Here is a 16,716-nt window from a genome sequence, read left to right on the forward strand (position 1 = left end):
AAAAAAAAAAAAAAATAAGAAATTATGGAATAAGTTTGTATTAAATGTGATTTTTATATTTGTTTTTGTTGTGTGGGGGGGGGGGGGGGGGTAAATTTATGAGTTTTTAGCAAAAAGTATCCTTTTTACTCAAAAATGCTTATTTTAGGAGTTTTAAGGCTATTTACATTGAAATTTATTACAAATATTAATCATTATTTATATTTGTGTTTATTTATAATATTAATTAAGTAATAAAGCAATAAAATTTATTATTAATTGGAGTTTATGATATTTTTAAAAACTTTTTAGAAAGCTTTGTGCTGTTATTAATAAGGATATAGAATAAAAATTTAGATAACAAAGCCTCTTTGATAGGCTTTGTTAAAGAAAAAACTAGTATTTTAGGAAATATTCTTGTATTTTTTTAGGATCTTGCGTTTTTGTAAGAGCGAGCATTAAAAGAACCCTAGCTTTTTGTGGATTTAAATCCTCTGCACTAATAAAGCCTAGCTTTTTATCTGCTTGACTTACTGCTACTCTTCCTGCAACAACTCTTGAGCTAATAGCTACTTTTAAACCTTTTGTCATAAGTTCTTTTAGGACATTTTTTTGATCTTCATGGATACTTCCTGCACCGCTTCCAGCAATTACAAGAGCTTTTGTGCCATTTTCAAAAAGTGCTTTAGCAGCTACGCCACTTCCATCATTAGAGTAGGTATAAAGAATATCTACTTTGGGTAAAGTTTCTAGCTTGCTTACATCAAAAGGAGTATCTTTGGTGTGTTCTTTTAAAGTCTTATTGTAAAAGAATACTTCCCCATCTACAATATAGCCTAAATCCCCAAAATCTGGTGAAGAGAACGCATCTACATTAAGGCTGTGGGTTTTTACAACACCTCTAGCACTAAGTATCTTATCATTCATAGCCACCATTACACCTTTGCCTTTAGCCTCTTTGCTAGCTGCTAGAGCTACTGCATTGTAGAGATTTTTGGGACCATCAGCACTGATTGCAGTGGAAGGACGCATAGCACCTACTAGCACTACAGGCTTATCGCTTTTTAAAGTGAGGTTTAAAAAATAAGCGGTTTCTTCCATGGTATCTGTTCCATGTGTGATGACTATCCCATCAATTCCGCTTTTAAAAAGTGTATGGATTTCTTTTGCAAGTTTTAGCCAAATTTCATCACGCATATTGGAACTATCAATATTGGCAATTTGTTTGCCACTAATTTGTGCTAAATCTTGGATTTGTGGAACTGCTTTTATAAGAACATCCACTCCTACTACCCCTGCGGTATAGCCAGTAGTTGCCACTGCACTATCTATGGATCCTGCAATTGTTCCTCCTGTTGCTAAAATCGCAATTTTTGGTTTAGCTTCTAGCATACTTACTCCTAAAAATAACGCCACCAAACAAAGTAAAATTTTCTTCATTATCTTTGCCCCCAATATGAAATTTGCCTTAAAATTTAAGGCTTATTCAATTATAATAAAATAATAAGACAAAAATAAATTAAATAAAATCAAAAATTTTAATTTTATTATAGTATTGTTTAAAAATGTAATTTTATAAATCTCTTTCAATCATACAAACAGCCTCTAGTGCATCTTTTGCAAGAGTGTTTGTGTATTTTTCTAAAGTCTCTTTGCTTGCATAACCGCTTAGCACACCAATAGAATTCACACCCGCATTGGAAGCTGCAAGAATATCTAATGGAGTATCTCCAATCATAAAAATTTGATTCTTTTGCAAAGGGATATTTATAAGCTCTAAAGCTTTTAAAATGGGTTCTTTGTCGGGCTTTGCATAGGTTACATCTTCGCGTCCTACCACACAGGCAAAATATTGCAAAACATCAAAATGTTCTAAAAGGAGTTTAGAGTATTTGCCAGTTTTTGTGGTAACAACCCCTAAGGTAGCGAATGTGTGTGCTTTTAAAATAGCTTCTTTTGCGTGAGTTAAAAGCTGTGTTTTTGCATTGCAAATTTGTCTATAATGTTCTTTATAAACATCAATATGTTTTTGTAAATTTTCATTCTTAGCGCCTAGAGTTTGAAACATATCTTCTAGAGTGTGTCCAATTTGTGAGCTTACTGCGTTAAAGCTAGGCTCTTTTTCTCCTAAAGTTTTAAAAGAATGGCAAAAAGATTCAAACACTGCTTGTGTAGAATCAATTAAAGTGCCATCTAAGTCAAATAAAATAATTCTATTTCTCATAAGAGTTTTTTGCCTTTATGTAAAAATTTATCGTAATTTATCAAATTTTAGCTAAAACAATCCGCTTTTTGTTAAAATAAACTAATTTTATTTAGAAAAGTAGAAAATATGCCAAAACGCTATGATAGTCTTATATCTTCTTTAGTAGTGCGTCCAAATTCTTTGAACGAGTTTGAAAGTAAGCTTTGCCGTATAGGAGGTTTATTTGCGGACAAAGAAAGCGAATTAGAACTTATAAAAAACAGTGGAATATCTCTGTATTTTGCACATGATAAAGTTTATTTTCGTCCTAAACTTACAGAAATTAGCGAAGAGTCTTATTGTATTGTGGATATTGAAACAAATGGACATAATCCAAAAATTCACCAACCCATTGAAATAGGTGCAATTCTTTATCAAAAAGGCAAAGTGCAAAAGACTTTTTCCTCTTTTGTGTCCTGTGAATATATTCCGCCCAACATTGTAGAGCTAACAGGTATCCAAAAAGAAATGCTAAGAAATGCGCCTCCACTCCATCAAGTTTTGGAAGCTTTCAAGCTTTTTTTAGGAGATAGCATTTTTGTGGCACATAATGTTTTGTTTGATTATTCTTTTCTTAGTCATTCTATGCATAAGCATGGCTTTGGGTATTTGTATAATCCTGCTCTTTGCACGATTAAGCTTGCACAAAATACTTTTAGCGCGCAAAAATATTCTCTTGCTTTTTTGAATGAATTTTTAGGTATCTACCATAGTCCATTACACCGTGCATTAGAAGATTGCAAAGTAGCGTTAGAGATTTTTCAATATTGTTTAAAAAGGCTTCCAAAAAATATCCACACAAGCTATGATTTGCTACAATTAGCTTCATTACAATTTTCACAAAACAAAAATAATAAAAATAAGAGTAAGGAATAAAAATGCTAAGTAAAAATTATCCTAAAAATTATCAGTCTATCCCAAGTCCTTGCTATGTCTTAGAAGAAGAAAAGCTAGAAAAAAATTTAAAACTTTTACAAAGAGTAGAGAAAGAGAGCGGTGCTAAGGTGCTTTTAGCACTTAAAGGATATGCACTATGGAGAAGTTTCCCGCTTGCAAGAGAGTATTTAAGTGGGATTACTGCTAGTGGTATTTATGAAGCAAAATTGGGCTATGAGGAATTTCAAAAAGAAGTGAGCGTTTTCTCTCCTGCTTATAAAAAAGAAGAGATTATAGAGCTTGTAAAAATCTCAAACCATATTATTTTTAATTCTTTTTTGCAGTGGCAAACTTATAAGGACTATATTTTAGAAGAAAATAAACAAAGAGAAGTGCAAAAAAGAGCAAAGATTGAAATAGGACTTAGGGTAAATCCTCAATATAGTGAGGTAACTCCTGCGATTTATAATCCTTGCATAGAGGGTTCAAGACTTGGAATTAATAAGGAGGAATTTCAAAAAGGTGTGGAAAAATACGGATTAGAAGGGATTTCAGGATTGCATTTTCATACCCATTGTGAGCAAAATAGTGATGCATTAAAAAGGACTTTAAAGCATTTTGTTAAGCATTTTGGGGAATTTATTCCACAAATGCAATGGATTAATTTTGGTGGGGGACATCACATTACAAGGGAAGATTATGATGTAGAGTTGCTTATTAAGATTATTAAAAAATTCAATAAAACCTATCATAAACAGGTTTATTTAGAGCCAGGCGAGGCGATTGGTTGGCAAACAGGATTTTTAATAGGAAGTGTGGTAGATATTGTTAAAAATGGAATTGATATTGCACTTTTAGATGTAAGTGCGGCTGCACATATGCCAGATTGTCTTGAAATGCCTTATCGTCCTATGGTAAGAAATAGTTTTTTTGCAAAAGCACAAACCAAACACAAACAACTTCAATTAAAATCAGAAGCCAAATATGCTTATCGGCTAGGAGGGCCTACTTGTCTAGCAGGAGATGTGATAGGAGATTATGGATTTGAAGAGGAATTAAAAATAGGCGATAGGATTATTTTTGAAGATATGATACATTATACAATCGTTAAGAACAATACTTTTAATGGTGTTCCTTTGCCAAGTATTGGAATAATCCGTAAAAATGGAGAATTTGAATTATTGAAAAGTTTTAGCTATGAGGATTACAAGTATAGAAATAGTTAAAATATTTTACAAATCCATTTTTATTTTATGTTTGTTTAACATAAAGTGATTAAAATATACATCACAATTTATTTTTGTAACAATTATTACAAAACAAACTAACTCTTTTTCAAAGAAGGGGAAATTAAGGAAGAAATCCATGAAATCGATGCATAAGTTACTTGCTTTAGCCTTTTGCTCTCTTGCAATTTTTAGCGGTTGTTCCAAAGAGCAGAAGCAGCAAGCTCCAATGTCCTTGCCTGTTAGCACTTTTAAGGTTCATAAAAGTGATGTTGCAGTGGCTTTTGAATACCCAACGCAATTAAAAAGTCTTCAAAGCGTTGATATTTATGCTAGGGTTGAGGGCACGCTTTTGAAGCAAAATTTTATTGAAGGTGGGTTTGTTAAAGAGGGCGATAAGCTTTTTAAAATTGATCCTGCAAAGTATTTGGCAAATGTAAATATTGCAAAAGCACAGTTGCAATCCGCACAAGCTTCATTAAAAGAGGCAAATCGTGATTGGGAGCGTTCTAAAAAGCTTTTTAGTCAAAAGGCTTTAAGTCCAAAAGAGCGTGATCAATCACTATCAGCTTATGAGAGTGCAAGTGCAGCTGTTGCAAATGCTAAGGCAAATTTAGATAATGCACTTATTGATTTGGGATATACAGATGTTGTAGCAACAGCAAGTGGAAAAATTGGTATTAAAAATTATGATATAGGCGATTTAGTAGGAAGTGCAGGAGCCAATAATGTGCTAACAACTATTACACAGTTAGATCCAATCCATGCTGAATTTTCTATTCCTAGCAATGACTATTATTTTTTAAGAAATTTAAATAGAGATAATTTAAAAATCCAATATATTATGCCTAATGGGCAAATTTATGCAAAAGAAGGTGTTTTGGATTTTCTTGATGGTGTGTTAGATACAAGCACATCTACTATTAAGGCGCGTGCAATTGTAGAAAATAAAGAATCTTTGTTGATACCGGGCGAGTTTTCAAGAATCCGTTTGCAAGGCCTCATTGCAAAAGATGCTATTGCAATCCCGCAAGTTGCGGTTTTACAAGATGCAAAAGGAAGTTATGTTTATAAAGTGGTAGATGGCAAGGCAGTGCAGGTGCGTATAATTTTAGGCAATGCTGTGGATAATAGCTTTTTAGTGCAATCAGGATTGAATGAGGGCGATGAGATTATTACAAACCAGCTTATTAAAATCAAACCAAATGCGCCAGTGCGTCTTATGAATTCCGCACCAAGTGGAACTAATCCTGCACAAAATACTAAAATGGCTAGTTAAGGCTTATAGATGTTTTCAAAGTTTTTTATTAATCGTCCTGTTTTAGCGATGGTAATGTCTATTATCATTGTAATTGCAGGTTCTTTATCTATTTTTTCTTTAGCGGTAGAGGAGTATCCCCAAGTAACTCCACCACAAGTGGTAGTGCAAACTACCTATCCAGGTGCAAATGCAGAGGTTATCTCAAGTAGTGTTGCAAGTATTTTAGAAAATAGCATTAATGGTGTAGAGGGAATGATTTATATGCAATCTTCTTCTACTTCAAGTGGAAATCTTTCTATAAATGTTTATTTTACAAACGAAACAGATCCAGATCAAGCAACCATTAATGTCAATAACCGCGTTCAAGCAGTGCTTAGTCAGCTCCCTCAAGAAGTGCAAAGAATGGGTGTAACAGTGGATAAGCGTTCTTCTACAATTTTGGCTGTTTATTCTCTTTCTTCAGATACTCCTAGCCAAAATGCAACTTATATTGCAAACTATGCAACCATTAATATTTTAGATGAGTTGAAAAGAATACAAGGTGTGGGGGATGCGACACTATTTGGTAGAGAGGAATACTCCATGCGTATTTGGCTCTCTCCAGATAAACTCACAAAATACAATTTAACTCCATCAGATGTAATTGCACTCGTTCAAGAGCAAAATTCTCAATTTGCTGCAGGAGCTTTTGGGCAGGAGCCAGTAAGAGATGATTTAGAATTTACCTATTCTGTAACCACACAAGGAAGATTTACAAGTGCAAAAGAATTTGAAAATATTCTTATCCGCACAAATCCAGATGGTTCATCTTTGAGATTGAAAGATGTTGCAAGGGTAGAGCTTGGTGCAGAAGATTATAGTGTAAATGGCTTTTATAATGGAAAACCAGCAGTTGCTTTTGGTGTGTTCTTGCAACCAGGAGCTAATGCACTTAATGTAGCCAAAGCAGTAAATAGCAAAATGGAAGAACTTAGCAAAAGTTTTCCAGATGGATTAACTTATGCAATTCCCTATGATACAACAGCTTTTGTTAATGTATCTGTAAAAGAAGTGATTAAAACCTTTATAGAAGCAATCATTTTGGTTGTAATAGTTATTTATTTCTTTTTGCAAAATTTTAGAGCGACAATTATTCCTGTTCTTGCTGTGCCAGTTTCTATTATTGGTGCGTTTGCAGGAATGTATATGTTGGGCTTTTCTATAAACTTGCTAACGCTTTTTGGGCTAATTTTAGCCATTGGTATTGTTGTAGATGATGCGATTATTGTTATTGAAAATGTAGAGCGGATTATCCATGAGGAAAAACTTTCTGTAAAAGAAGCTACAACAAAGGCGATGGATGAGATAGCAAGCCCAGTTATTGCCATTGTTTTGGTGCTTTCAGCAGTTTTTATCCCAGTAGCATTTATGGGGGGCTTTTCAGGAGAGATTTATAGGCAATTTGCAATTACTATTGTAATTTCAGTAGTTATTTCAGGTTTTGTTGCTTTAACATTAACCCCAGCACTTTGTGTATCTATCCTAAAAACACATGAACCCAAACCTTTTTATATTGTAAAAAAATTCAATGAATTTTTTGATTGGCTCACCCATCAATTTACTGCAAAAGTAGCCCATGCCATTAGAAGAGGATTGCTATATGTGATTTTGTTTTTTGGGCTTATTGGAGTTACTTATGGAATTTTTAAACAAGTTCCAACAGGACTTGTTCCCTCAGAAGATAAAGGGATTTTATTGGTTTCTATGAAACTTCCTCCAGCTACTGCGTTAAGTAAAACTACAAATACAGCTTCTTTTATGGAGCAAACCGTAAGGTCTAATCCTAATGTAGAAGCTGTAATGGCTTTAGCAGGATATGATATGCTCTCAAGTGCAGTAAGAACCTTTGGGGGAACTGCATTTGTGAAGCTTAAAGATTGGGGAGAAAGAAAGGAAGAGAGTCAGCATTCTCAAATGATTGCAAATGGCTTAACAGGTGCTTTAATGCAAAATCCAAACGCAGTAATTTTTGCACTAAACCCACCACCCATTATGGGGCTTAGTTTAACAGATGGATTTGAGATGTATATTCAAGATAGAACAGGTGGTTCTATTGAAAATTTACAAAAATATACACAAATGGTGCTAGAGGCTGCAAGCAAAAGACCAGAATTAAAAGGGGTTAGAACTACACTTAGCGTAGATGTTCCACAATATAGCGTAACTTTGGATAGGCAAAAAGCAAAATCTTTAGGCGTAAATGTGAGCGATGTTTTTTCTACGCTACAAGCTACATTTGGTGCTTATTATGTGAATGATTTTAATCTCTTTGGTAGAACTTATAAAGTCAATATCCAATCAGAGAGTGCTTTTAGAGAAAGTCCAGATGATTTAAGGAATGTTTTTGTGCGTTCAAGCAATGGAGAATTAGTCCCTATTAGCTCACTTGTTAGTTTTAAGCGTGTGATTGGGCCAGATATTTTAGAACGCTTTAATCTCTTTCCGGCGGCAAAACTTATGGGGGATGCAGGTGAGGGATATTCTTCAGGCGATGCGCTAAAGGCTATTGAAGAAGTAGCTAATGAGATTTTACCGGAGGGTTATACTATTGCTTGGTCAGGTAGCTCTTATCAAGAAAAAGCAACAAGCGGAACAGGAATGGTTGCTTTTGTTTTTGGTTTGGTGTTTGTATTTTTGATTTTAGCAGCTCAATATGAAAGATGGCTTATGCCTATAGCGGTTTTAACGGCCGTTCCTTTTGCGGTGTTTGGAGCCATTTTAGCTACTTACTTAAGAGGACTTAATGTTGATATTTATTTTAATGTCGGACTTGTAATGTTGATTGCACTTGCTGCAAAAAATGCCATTTTGATTATTGAATTTGCAATGCAAGCAAGAGAAGTGGAGAAAAAAGATATTTATGAATCTGCTATTGAAGCAGCGAGGTTGAGATTCCGTCCTATTGTGATGACTTCGCTTGCATTTACAATTGGTGTTTTACCACTTGCTCTTAGCACGGGCGCAGGTGCTGCAAGTCGTCATGCTATTGGAACGGGTGTAATAGGAGGAATGCTTGCGGCAACTTTTATTGCAACTTTCTTTATTCCGCTATTTTTTACTTATTTTGCAAGACTTAGCGAGTATTTAGCAAAACGCTTTGGAGGCAAACATGAAGAATAGAATCATTGCTTTAACTTTTGGTGCAGGAATGCTCTTTGTAGGGTGTTCTCTGTCTCCAAAATATGAAAAACCCACTACAAATTTGCCACAAAGTTTTGAAGTGGAAAATCCAAAGTTAGATATGAGTGCTATGGTTTCACAAACATGGTGGAAAGACTTTGAAGATGAAGACTTAGACGCACTTATTAAAGAAGCTTTAGAAAATAATTACGATTTAGCTGTGGCAATGGAGAGAGTATCACAAGCTAGAAGTATGTGGGGATATGCAAGAAGCGATCGCTATCCTAGTATTTCAGCACAAGGAGAAGCTACGAGAAATAAAGCAAACCCACAAAACAATAAACCAAATAATTATAATAATTTCTCGCTTTCTGCTGTTTTTAACTATGAACTAGATTTGTGGGGAAGGGCAAGAGATACTGATAGAAGTGCATATGCTACTTTATTAGCCACTAAAGCTTCACGCGATACGATTATGCTAAGTCTTGTAGCAGGAGTGGCAGAAAGCTATTTTGCACTTTTGACTATCAATAATCAAGTGCAGATTTCGCAAAATACGCTAAAAGCGCGCACAGAAAGCTATGAGTATAGAAAAAAAGAATATGAGGCAGGAAAGATTTCAGAAATTGATATGCAACAAGCAAAATCAGAAATGGAAAATGTAAGAGCACAGCTTCAAAGTCTTTTAATGGAGCAAAATTCCGCACAAACTGCATTGATGATTTTACTAGGAAGAGATCCACAGGGGATTTTTAAAGTAGAACTTCCTACAAAAGCTAAGGCTTTACCAAAAGCCCCCATTGTGCCAGTTAATCTACCTTCAGAGTTATTAGAACAACGCCCAGATATTGAGGCAGCAGAGCAGGATTTAAAGGCGGCTAATTTTTCTATTGGAGTAGCTAGAAGTGCTTATTTTCCAACAATTTCTTTAACAGGAATGGCAGGATATGTAAATCCAAAACTAAATGAGCTTATTAAAAACTCTTCATCCACTTGGAATTATGGCGGTAATTTTTTAGGTAATTTGTTAGATTTTGGTAGAACAAGTGCAAATGTAGAGCTTAGCAAATCCCAATATAGAGAAATGGTGCTAAACTACGCTCAAACTGTGCGAAATGCGTTTGGAGAGGTTAGAGATTCTTTGTTTAATTATTCTATGAGTGAGCAAAGATTAAAAAGTCTTAATGATAGAGTGGAGGCATTAAGGCGCACTTTAGTTTTAGCGGAGTTACGCTACGCAGAGGGTTATACAAACTATCTTGAAGTGCTAAATACACAAGAAATGCTTTTTGCTGCAGAGCTAGAAGAGCAAAGTGCTATGCTAGATCATTTGAGTTCGGCGATTAATGTGTATAAATCTTTTGGAGGTGGATGGGATAAAGCCACCTATGAGGATAAAGAGTAAAACTCTTTATCTAACTATTGTTAGCATTAAATAATCTATAATGTTACTAGCGTAGATCGTGGTGGTCTAAAGAGCTACACTTTAAGATGCTTGATTGCTCTTTTTAGATTGCTACAGCTTTCTTGCGAGGTTTTGTAATGACAGAGGAGAACTTGCAATAACGGTTTTATCTTGTCAGTGCGGACAAAGCGAAGTATGACAGTCTTTCTTTCCAGTCACTGCAAGAGAGTCTATTTCTATCATTGTAAAAGTTGCCCTCACTAAGTTATTATGAGCAAAATGTAGTTTTGCGTGGTAATCTAATTACCTTAGGATATTTTAAATCTTCTTTGTTGATGTTTTTTGCAATAATAATACATAGATATACAATGAAATTCCAACCTTGTCACTGCAAGCAGTGAAACGACTTGCGTGGCAGTCTATAGGGTTGCCTTAAGGTTCTTCCGTTTCTTATGGGTTGCCACAGCTATTACATCGCCTCGCAATGACATTAGATTGGGACTCTTGATAGCTCCTTTTAGATTGCTTGTTGCGTTTACAATGACATTCCACCTTGTCATATTGAGCGAAGCGAAATATCTCTTATTTGGAAAATCTTCTTTTAAAATCTTAACTTTAAAGATTGTTTAGCTAAAGCCTTAAAATAACAAAAGGATATCTTTAGAATGATACATAACAAAACTTGTTATATTGATGCCCTTTCATGTCACTGCAAGCAGTGGAGCATTGCGTGGCAGTCTAAAGGGTTTGTATTATAGGGTAAAACTCTATTGAAATACTTTAAAACTCTTGGTTACTCTTTTAGATTGCCAAAGCTTTTTATGAGACTTTACAATGATGATAAAGAAAAGTTTTTGTAACATCATTAGAATGCCAGAGTTTAAAGAAACTCCGCAATAACATTAGCTTGTTTCGTTGTCTTGCTCCTTACAATAACCAACAAAGAGGAATTTATAGTAATAAAATAAAAAGCAATAATAAAATTAAACAAAAATATAAAAAATAAATCATATTTTATTTTTAAAGTAATCTTAAAAGTTAAATGATAAAATTCTAATGTGTTTTAAGCAGTTTTTATTGTCTTTTAAAGGCTTTAAGGAGGCTTAATGGTAGAAATAAATATCTTTATGATACTATTAATTACTCTAGTTATAGTTCTAAAGCAACTATAACTAAAGCAAACTAAAGCATATAAGAATATTCTAAGTAAAACCCGCTTAACTTATGCTTAAAACTATTAAAATTAGTCTTTGGAAGATAAAGCGGGTAAGGAGGCTAAATAATATTTAGTTTAGCTTTTACTTCTTATCTTTTAAAAAGGAATTTTAAGACTTTAAACCCTTTAAAAGGGTTGCAAAGTTTAAAATCTTTCTTTAATCTTGTTTTTAAAATAAATTCTTCTTATTTAATGCAAGTGTAAATAATATTAATATTAATAATTTTAGTTTTGTTGTTTTTAGATTGCCAAGCAAATATTGTATATTTTCTCGCAATGACAGGGAGAGATTTATAATAACAAAAAAAGAAAGCTATTGCAATGATAGGGTGGGGACTTACAAAAAGAGTTTAAGTATCTAGAATAGTAATAAGGTAGAGTTTGCTTGATTGATATAAAAAGACAAATTAAACTTTTAAAAATGATGGATTTCTTGTAATGATGAAAGTTTATGGTATGAATATAAGGAGGATTTTGGATTGCTTCAGCCCCAAAGGGCTTGGCAATGACAGAGGAGAGGGAGAACCTCTCGCAGTGACAGATTGGATTAGAAGCTGTATTTTGCCTCTACACGGAATCTGTTTCTATCTTCATCAGGTTGGTTTGAACCTTCCCAAACTTTGCCTGAATACTCAGTATTTAGGAATGCATAGTAAGTAGATAGAGTTAATTGCTTGCTATGTTTCCAGCTGATAGTTGGAGTGATTTCCATAAATTCTCTTTTCTCGTTAGTAGATTGATGAGCTACAGCATTTTTAGAATAGTCAATTTTATTTTTACCCCAAGCAAAATCTAAACCTAGATTTAATCTCTCATCGATAAATCCATAATTTACATTTGCATAGAATACATCAATTTGTTGCTCTGTACCGATACCCCATACGCCTTGTCCATCAAGTGCTGAAGTGCTAATACCTGTTGCACTATTTTGCCACCAGATTTTACCTGCACGAGCCATATTTGTTCCCTCATTTTCTAGGGCTACAGCTGTTCCATCTGCGAAGTTAGTGATATAACCAATTCTCATATCTAGTGGAAGTTGGAAATCGTTTTTAAAGTTTGCACCAAGTTCAATTACTGCTAAATCGTTTGACTCAGAAATGTCTGCATGTTTAGTTGCAGCACCAGCACTGCTATTATATAAAGAATTCATCAAAGAATCCGCATCGTTGTTGATTGAAGCGTAGCTATATTGTGCTTTTGCGTTGAATAAGCTACCTTTCCAGCTTAGCTCACCGAATACTAAAGCATCTACTGCATCTTGGATATAGAAGCCCCATAGTTGTCCGCCGAAGTTACCATAAGCTGTATCTACATTATAAATACCTGCTAAAGTATAAAGTGGTTTTGTAACTGAGTTTGCAAATTCTTGATCTGTTACTGGATCAATAAATTCAATATCATTAATCATCCAAGAATCGAACGCACCTGCAACTAGAGTTAAGCCCTCAATATCGTTGTTTAAAGCTAGGATACCTGTTCCTCTATCGCCATCATAAGCGTTTGTTACAGGAGTGTTAAGCTCTTGCTTACCAATCATGATAGTAGTAGCTGTGCTATCTGGAGTGATAGTAGCATAGAATGTTCTTACACCGAAGCTTCCATCGCTACCTGAACCAAGTCCTGTTCCTGTTCCTGGAGTTGGAGGAGTTGTTTGTTGTCCATTACCATGATTTACATTGTTGTCATCGTTGTTATACCAAATACCTAGATTGATAGCTACATTATTAACTACTGGAGTTTTGAAATCAGCTACTGCTCTCCATCTATGAGTAGCATTACCACCTACAGAATCGTTGCCATAATCATATCTATCATCATTGTAGCGGTATCTTAGGTAACCACTTACATCGATTCCTTTAATAGCTTCTTCTAATGGTTGAGCAAAACTAGCTGTAGAAAAAGCACCTAGAGCAATACTTGCTGCCAAACTTAATTTTAAGAATTTCATTTAATCTCCTTGATTGAATTTCGAAATTACAACCTAATTGTATAAAAAAATAAAACAAAATGCAAGATATTTACCTTTTGTTTATTAAATTTATATCAATTTTAGTGTGTGAGTTTAGCTCTGTAACCCAAACTAATAATAAAAACTTAAAGGGTTTTTAGGATAGTTTTAAGCTAAGGGCTAGTAGGATTATAACATAATTTTATTAAAGGAGTTAGAAAATGCGTGAAATTTCGTGTGAGAAAATCACAGAACTTGTAAAAAATCTCTGTATAGAGGCGTGCTGTGTGGTAACAAAGGATATGTATGAGGCGTTTCAAAAAGCAAAAGATAGTGAAAAATCGCCTTTGGGAAAAGATATATTAGGTAAGCTTATAGAAAATGCAGATATTGCTAAAAAAGAAATGATGCCTATTTGTCAAGATACAGGAATGAGCGTGGTTTTTGTAGAAATAGGGCAAGAGGTGCATATAGTAGGTGGAGGATTAGAAGATGCTATTAATAAAGGAATAGCAGAGGGCTATACGCAGGGGTATTTAAGAAAGTCTGTGGTGAGTGATCCACTCTATGATAGGGTAAATAGTGGGGATAATACACCTGCTGTAATTCATACGCAGATTGTAGAGGGAGATGGCTTTAAAATCAAAGTAGCACCTAAGGGGTTTGGTAGTGAGAATAAGGGGATACTAAAAATGCTCGTGCCTGCTGATGGGATAGAGGGGGTAAAAAAAGTGTTTTTAGAAGCTGTGAAGTATGCTGGGCCTAATGCGTGTCCTCCGCTAGTGATTGGCGTGGGGATAGGCGGGACTATGGAAAAATGTGCGATACTGGCAAAAAAGGCGGCTGTAAGAAGTGTGGATAGTAAAAATCCTAATCCAAAATATGCAAAGCTAGAAGAAGAACTGCTAGAACTTGCTAATAAAACGGGCGTGGGGCCTCAAGGGCTAGGGGGTGTAAATACGGCTGTGAAAGTGAATGTGGAGGTGTATGCTACGCATATAGCGGGGCTACCTGTATGCATTAATATAAATTGCCATGCAGCAAGACATGCAGATGGAGAACTTTGAAATTCGCATTTGTGATAGCAATTTGAGAGATTTTAAATTTTCTTAGGAGGCACGGACGCAGAAGTCCGCTAACCTCCTAGAAAATTTAAAAAGCTATCAAAGCCTACCAGCAACTGCTGGAATTTGGGTGCTTAAATGCGTATTCAAGACATCTAGTGGCAGATTTGGGAAGATTTTAGAATGCACGAACAATTAAGTTCGCTAACATTCTAAAATTTCCCAAAAGCTACCGCTATATGCCGTAACTGCTAGGATTTGTGGGGCTTTTTGGTGTTACTAGGGAATTTACATTTGGCTTTGAGCGGTGTAATAGAATTGTGAGATTTTGTAGAGGTTGTAGAGATTTAAAAGTAAATCTTAGATTGCTTTGTTGCTTTGCTCCTTGTGATGACGCTTTATTGTCATTGCGAACGAAGTGAAGCAATCTAAGAGAATAACCAAGAGTTTAAGGAATTATTCGTAAGGCAAATATATTAAGAATGCTTTAAAATATTTGGTTGCTTTTTATGGAATGTTGTGCAAATGTTGTATATTTGCTTGCAATGGCAAAAAAGAAAATGTTTGTAGTGAAAAATGTTGAAATTTTTCGCTATGCTTAGAATGATAGAATAAGTTTTTGGGGATTTTGGATTGCTTTAGTAGATAGGTTCGCATCACATGACAGAGAGGAGATAAACCTCACAGAATGGCATATGCCACTATGAGCGAAACGAAACTAAGTGTAGCAGTCTAGCCCTTGCGTAGCATTCTATGTGAATACTTTATTTAGATAACTGATAAAAGTTGGTGGTTGTTTTTGGGTAAAGATTTGCATAAATGTTTAGAAGAAAAATTATAGGAGTTAGGTTATTTGTCTAGTCTCCTCCTGAAATTTTAAGGTTTTGCAAACCCTATTGCAAAGTTGAATTGGTTATTTGGTTTGTGAAAAGTAAAGATTTTGGGTGTTTTTTGAGTTTTGTGATGATGTCTTTTGCTACTGTGAATGAAGCGAAATGGGATATGGCAGTCTAAAGGGTTGCTTTGTGGTGTAAATCTATTGGGAGTGCCTTAAGATTTTTGGTTGCTCTTTATGGATTACCACGCAAATATTGCATATTTGCTCGCAATGGCAGAAAAGAAAGTTTTTTGCAATAGTATTTAGATTGCTATGGTGATTACATCGCCTCGCAATGATGAGGTTTTTGCTATGATGTAGGGTTTTGTAATGGTGGATTAAGTTTTGTTAAGAAAAAAGAGTTTAGCTAAAATGGCTTTAGGAATTTTTGAGTAAAATAGTAATAAATTTAATAAAAGGAGATAAAATGGCAACTGTTAGAATAACAACACCTCTTACAAAAGAGAAAGTAAAAGAGCTAAAGGCTGGAGATAATGTGCTAATCACTGGAACGATTATAGCAGCTAGAGATGCGGCACATAAGAAGTTAGTAGAGGCGTTAGATAGGGGAGAGAAATTACCTGTGGATTTTAGTAATGAGATTATTTATTATCTTGGGCCAACACCTGCAAATCCGCAAAAGGAACAAGCAGTGGGAGCAGCAGGTCCTACTACAAGTGGTAGAATGGATAAATATACCCCAAAAATGCTAGAACAAGGAGTAAGTGGCATGGTAGGAAAAGGGTATAGAAGTGCTGAAGTGGTAGAGAGTATGAAAAAAAATGGAGTAGTGTATATGGTGGCTATTGGTGGGGCTGGAGCGCTTATCTCAAAAAGTATTAAAAAATATGAGGTTTTAGCATATCCTGAGCTTGGTCCTGAAGCAGTGGCTAGACTTAGTGTAGTGGATTTTCCTGCGATTGTTGCGATTGATAGCTTGGGGAATGATTTTTATAAAGAAGGTCAAGAGCCTTATGCAGAGGTGTAAAGCTTGAATGAAGGCTTTAGTGGGTGATATGTTTGTAAGTTTAGGATTGCTGCTGTAAATAAGTTATGGCAGTCTAAAGAGGGTGCTTAAGGTTTTGGCAATTCTTTTTGGATTGCCACGGCTATTATATCGCCTTGCGATGACAGAAAAACCAAGTAAAATTAGTTTGCCACAGCTTTTTATGAGACTTTACAATGATGATAAAGAAAAGTTTTTGTAACATCATTAGAATGCCAGAGTTTAAAGAAACTCCGCAATAACATTAGCTTGTTTCGTTGTCTTGCTCCTTACAATGACAACAACAAACAAGATTAAATTAAACAAAAATATAAAAAATAAATCATATTTTATTTTTAAAGTAATCTTAAAAGTTAAATGATAAAATTCCAATGTGTTTTAAGCAGTTTTTATTGTCTTTTAAAGGCTTTAAGGAGGCTTAATGGTAGAAATAAATATTTTTATGATACTA

At 34.7% G+C, this 16,716-nt stretch carries 11 protein-coding genes; 8 read left to right on the forward strand and 3 right to left on the reverse strand.

The window, feature by feature from the left end:
• Positions 1-375: 375 nt before the first annotated feature.
• On the reverse strand, positions 376-1,419 hold the full coding sequence (locus B6S12_RS09485; protein ID WP_111230558.1) for a type II asparaginase: 1,044 nt from the start codon (positions 1,417-1,419) through the stop codon (positions 376-378).
• Between the two features lie 133 nt (positions 1,420-1,552).
• Entirely contained in the window at positions 1,553-2,203 is a 651-nt protein-coding gene (locus B6S12_RS09490; RefSeq protein ID WP_111230549.1) for an HAD family hydrolase, read from the reverse strand.
• Between the two features lie 108 nt (positions 2,204-2,311).
• Between B6S12_RS09490 and B6S12_RS09495 the strand changes: the two genes are divergently transcribed.
• From B6S12_RS09495 to B6S12_RS09515, 5 genes are all read left to right on the forward strand, one after another.
• Positions 2,312-3,100: a 3'-5' exonuclease gene (locus B6S12_RS09495; RefSeq protein ID WP_111230550.1), complete on the forward strand. Its 789-nt coding sequence runs from the start codon at positions 2,312-2,314 to the stop codon at positions 3,098-3,100.
• A 2-nt stretch (positions 3,101-3,102) separates the two neighbouring features.
• Complete coding sequence (gene nspC, locus B6S12_RS09500; protein WP_111230551.1) at positions 3,103-4,326, forward strand: carboxynorspermidine decarboxylase; 1,224 nt, start codon at positions 3,103-3,105, stop codon at positions 4,324-4,326.
• 139 nt (positions 4,327-4,465) lie between these two features.
• On the forward strand, positions 4,466-5,605 hold the full coding sequence (locus B6S12_RS09505; RefSeq protein WP_111230552.1) for an efflux RND transporter periplasmic adaptor subunit: 1,140 nt from the start codon (positions 4,466-4,468) through the stop codon (positions 5,603-5,605).
• 9 nt (positions 5,606-5,614) lie between these two features.
• The gene (locus B6S12_RS09510) at positions 5,615-8,746 is read left to right on the forward strand and encodes an efflux RND transporter permease subunit (protein WP_111230553.1); all 3,132 of its coding nucleotides are present in this window, start codon (positions 5,615-5,617) and stop codon (positions 8,744-8,746) included.
• Entirely contained in the window at positions 8,736-10,151 is a 1,416-nt protein-coding gene (locus tag B6S12_RS09515) for an efflux transporter outer membrane subunit (protein ID WP_111230554.1), read from the forward strand. The genes B6S12_RS09510 and B6S12_RS09515 overlap by 11 nt, the downstream gene beginning before the upstream one ends.
• Positions 10,152-11,914: 1,763 nt before the next feature.
• On the opposite strand, the gene B6S12_RS09520 is transcribed toward B6S12_RS09515, so the two are convergent.
• The gene (locus tag B6S12_RS09520; RefSeq protein ID WP_111230555.1) at positions 11,915-13,318 is read right to left on the reverse strand and encodes a major outer membrane protein; all 1,404 of its coding nucleotides are present in this window, start codon (positions 13,316-13,318) and stop codon (positions 11,915-11,917) included.
• Positions 13,319-13,539: 221 nt separating this feature from the next.
• On the opposite strand from B6S12_RS09520, the gene B6S12_RS09525 reads away from it, so the two are divergent.
• The 3 genes from B6S12_RS09525 to B6S12_RS11730 all read left to right on the forward strand — a co-directional run bounded on the left by B6S12_RS09525 (position 13,540) and on the right by B6S12_RS11730 (position 16,467).
• Positions 13,540-14,385, forward strand: coding sequence for a fumarate hydratase (locus tag B6S12_RS09525; protein WP_111230556.1), 846 nt, complete (start codon positions 13,540-13,542; stop codon positions 14,383-14,385).
• Positions 14,386-15,686: 1,301 nt separating this feature from the next.
• Entirely contained in the window at positions 15,687-16,247 is a 561-nt protein-coding gene (locus B6S12_RS09530) for a Fe-S-containing hydro-lyase (protein ID WP_111230557.1), read from the forward strand.
• Positions 16,248-16,341: 94 nt separating this feature from the next.
• Positions 16,342-16,467 (forward strand): hypothetical protein, encoded by a 126-nt coding sequence (locus tag B6S12_RS11730; RefSeq protein ID WP_281267898.1) that lies wholly within the window; start codon positions 16,342-16,344, stop codon positions 16,465-16,467.
• Positions 16,468-16,716: the final 249 nt, after the last annotated feature.

This window comes from Helicobacter valdiviensis, from assembly GCF_003245365.1.
GTDB classification, from domain to species: domain Bacteria; phylum Campylobacterota; class Campylobacteria; order Campylobacterales; family Helicobacteraceae; genus Helicobacter_D; species Helicobacter_D valdiviensis.

Bases quoted from the DNA above. Each gene is read 5' to 3' on its own strand.
- B6S12_RS09485 (WP_111230558.1), bottom strand. From the start codon at position 1,419: ATGAAGAAAATTTTACTTTGTTTGGTGGCGTTATTTTTAGGAGTAAGT.
- B6S12_RS09490 (WP_111230549.1), bottom strand. From the start codon at position 2,203: ATGAGAAATAGAATTATTTTATTTGACTTAGATGGCACTTTAATTGAT.
- B6S12_RS09495 (WP_111230550.1), top strand. From the start codon at position 2,312: ATGCCAAAACGCTATGATAGTCTTATATCTTCTTTAGTAGTGCGTCCA.
- nspC (WP_111230551.1), top strand. From the start codon at position 3,103: ATGCTAAGTAAAAATTATCCTAAAAATTATCAGTCTATCCCAAGTCCT.
- B6S12_RS09505 (WP_111230552.1), top strand. From the start codon at position 4,466: ATGAAATCGATGCATAAGTTACTTGCTTTAGCCTTTTGCTCTCTTGCA.
- B6S12_RS09510 (WP_111230553.1), top strand. From the start codon at position 5,615: ATGTTTTCAAAGTTTTTTATTAATCGTCCTGTTTTAGCGATGGTAATG.
- B6S12_RS09515 (WP_111230554.1), top strand. From the start codon at position 8,736: ATGAAGAATAGAATCATTGCTTTAACTTTTGGTGCAGGAATGCTCTTT.
- B6S12_RS09520 (WP_111230555.1), bottom strand. From the start codon at position 13,318: ATGAAATTCTTAAAATTAAGTTTGGCAGCAAGTATTGCTCTAGGTGCT.
- B6S12_RS09525 (WP_111230556.1), top strand. From the start codon at position 13,540: ATGCGTGAAATTTCGTGTGAGAAAATCACAGAACTTGTAAAAAATCTC.
- B6S12_RS09530 (WP_111230557.1), top strand. From the start codon at position 15,687: ATGGCAACTGTTAGAATAACAACACCTCTTACAAAAGAGAAAGTAAAA.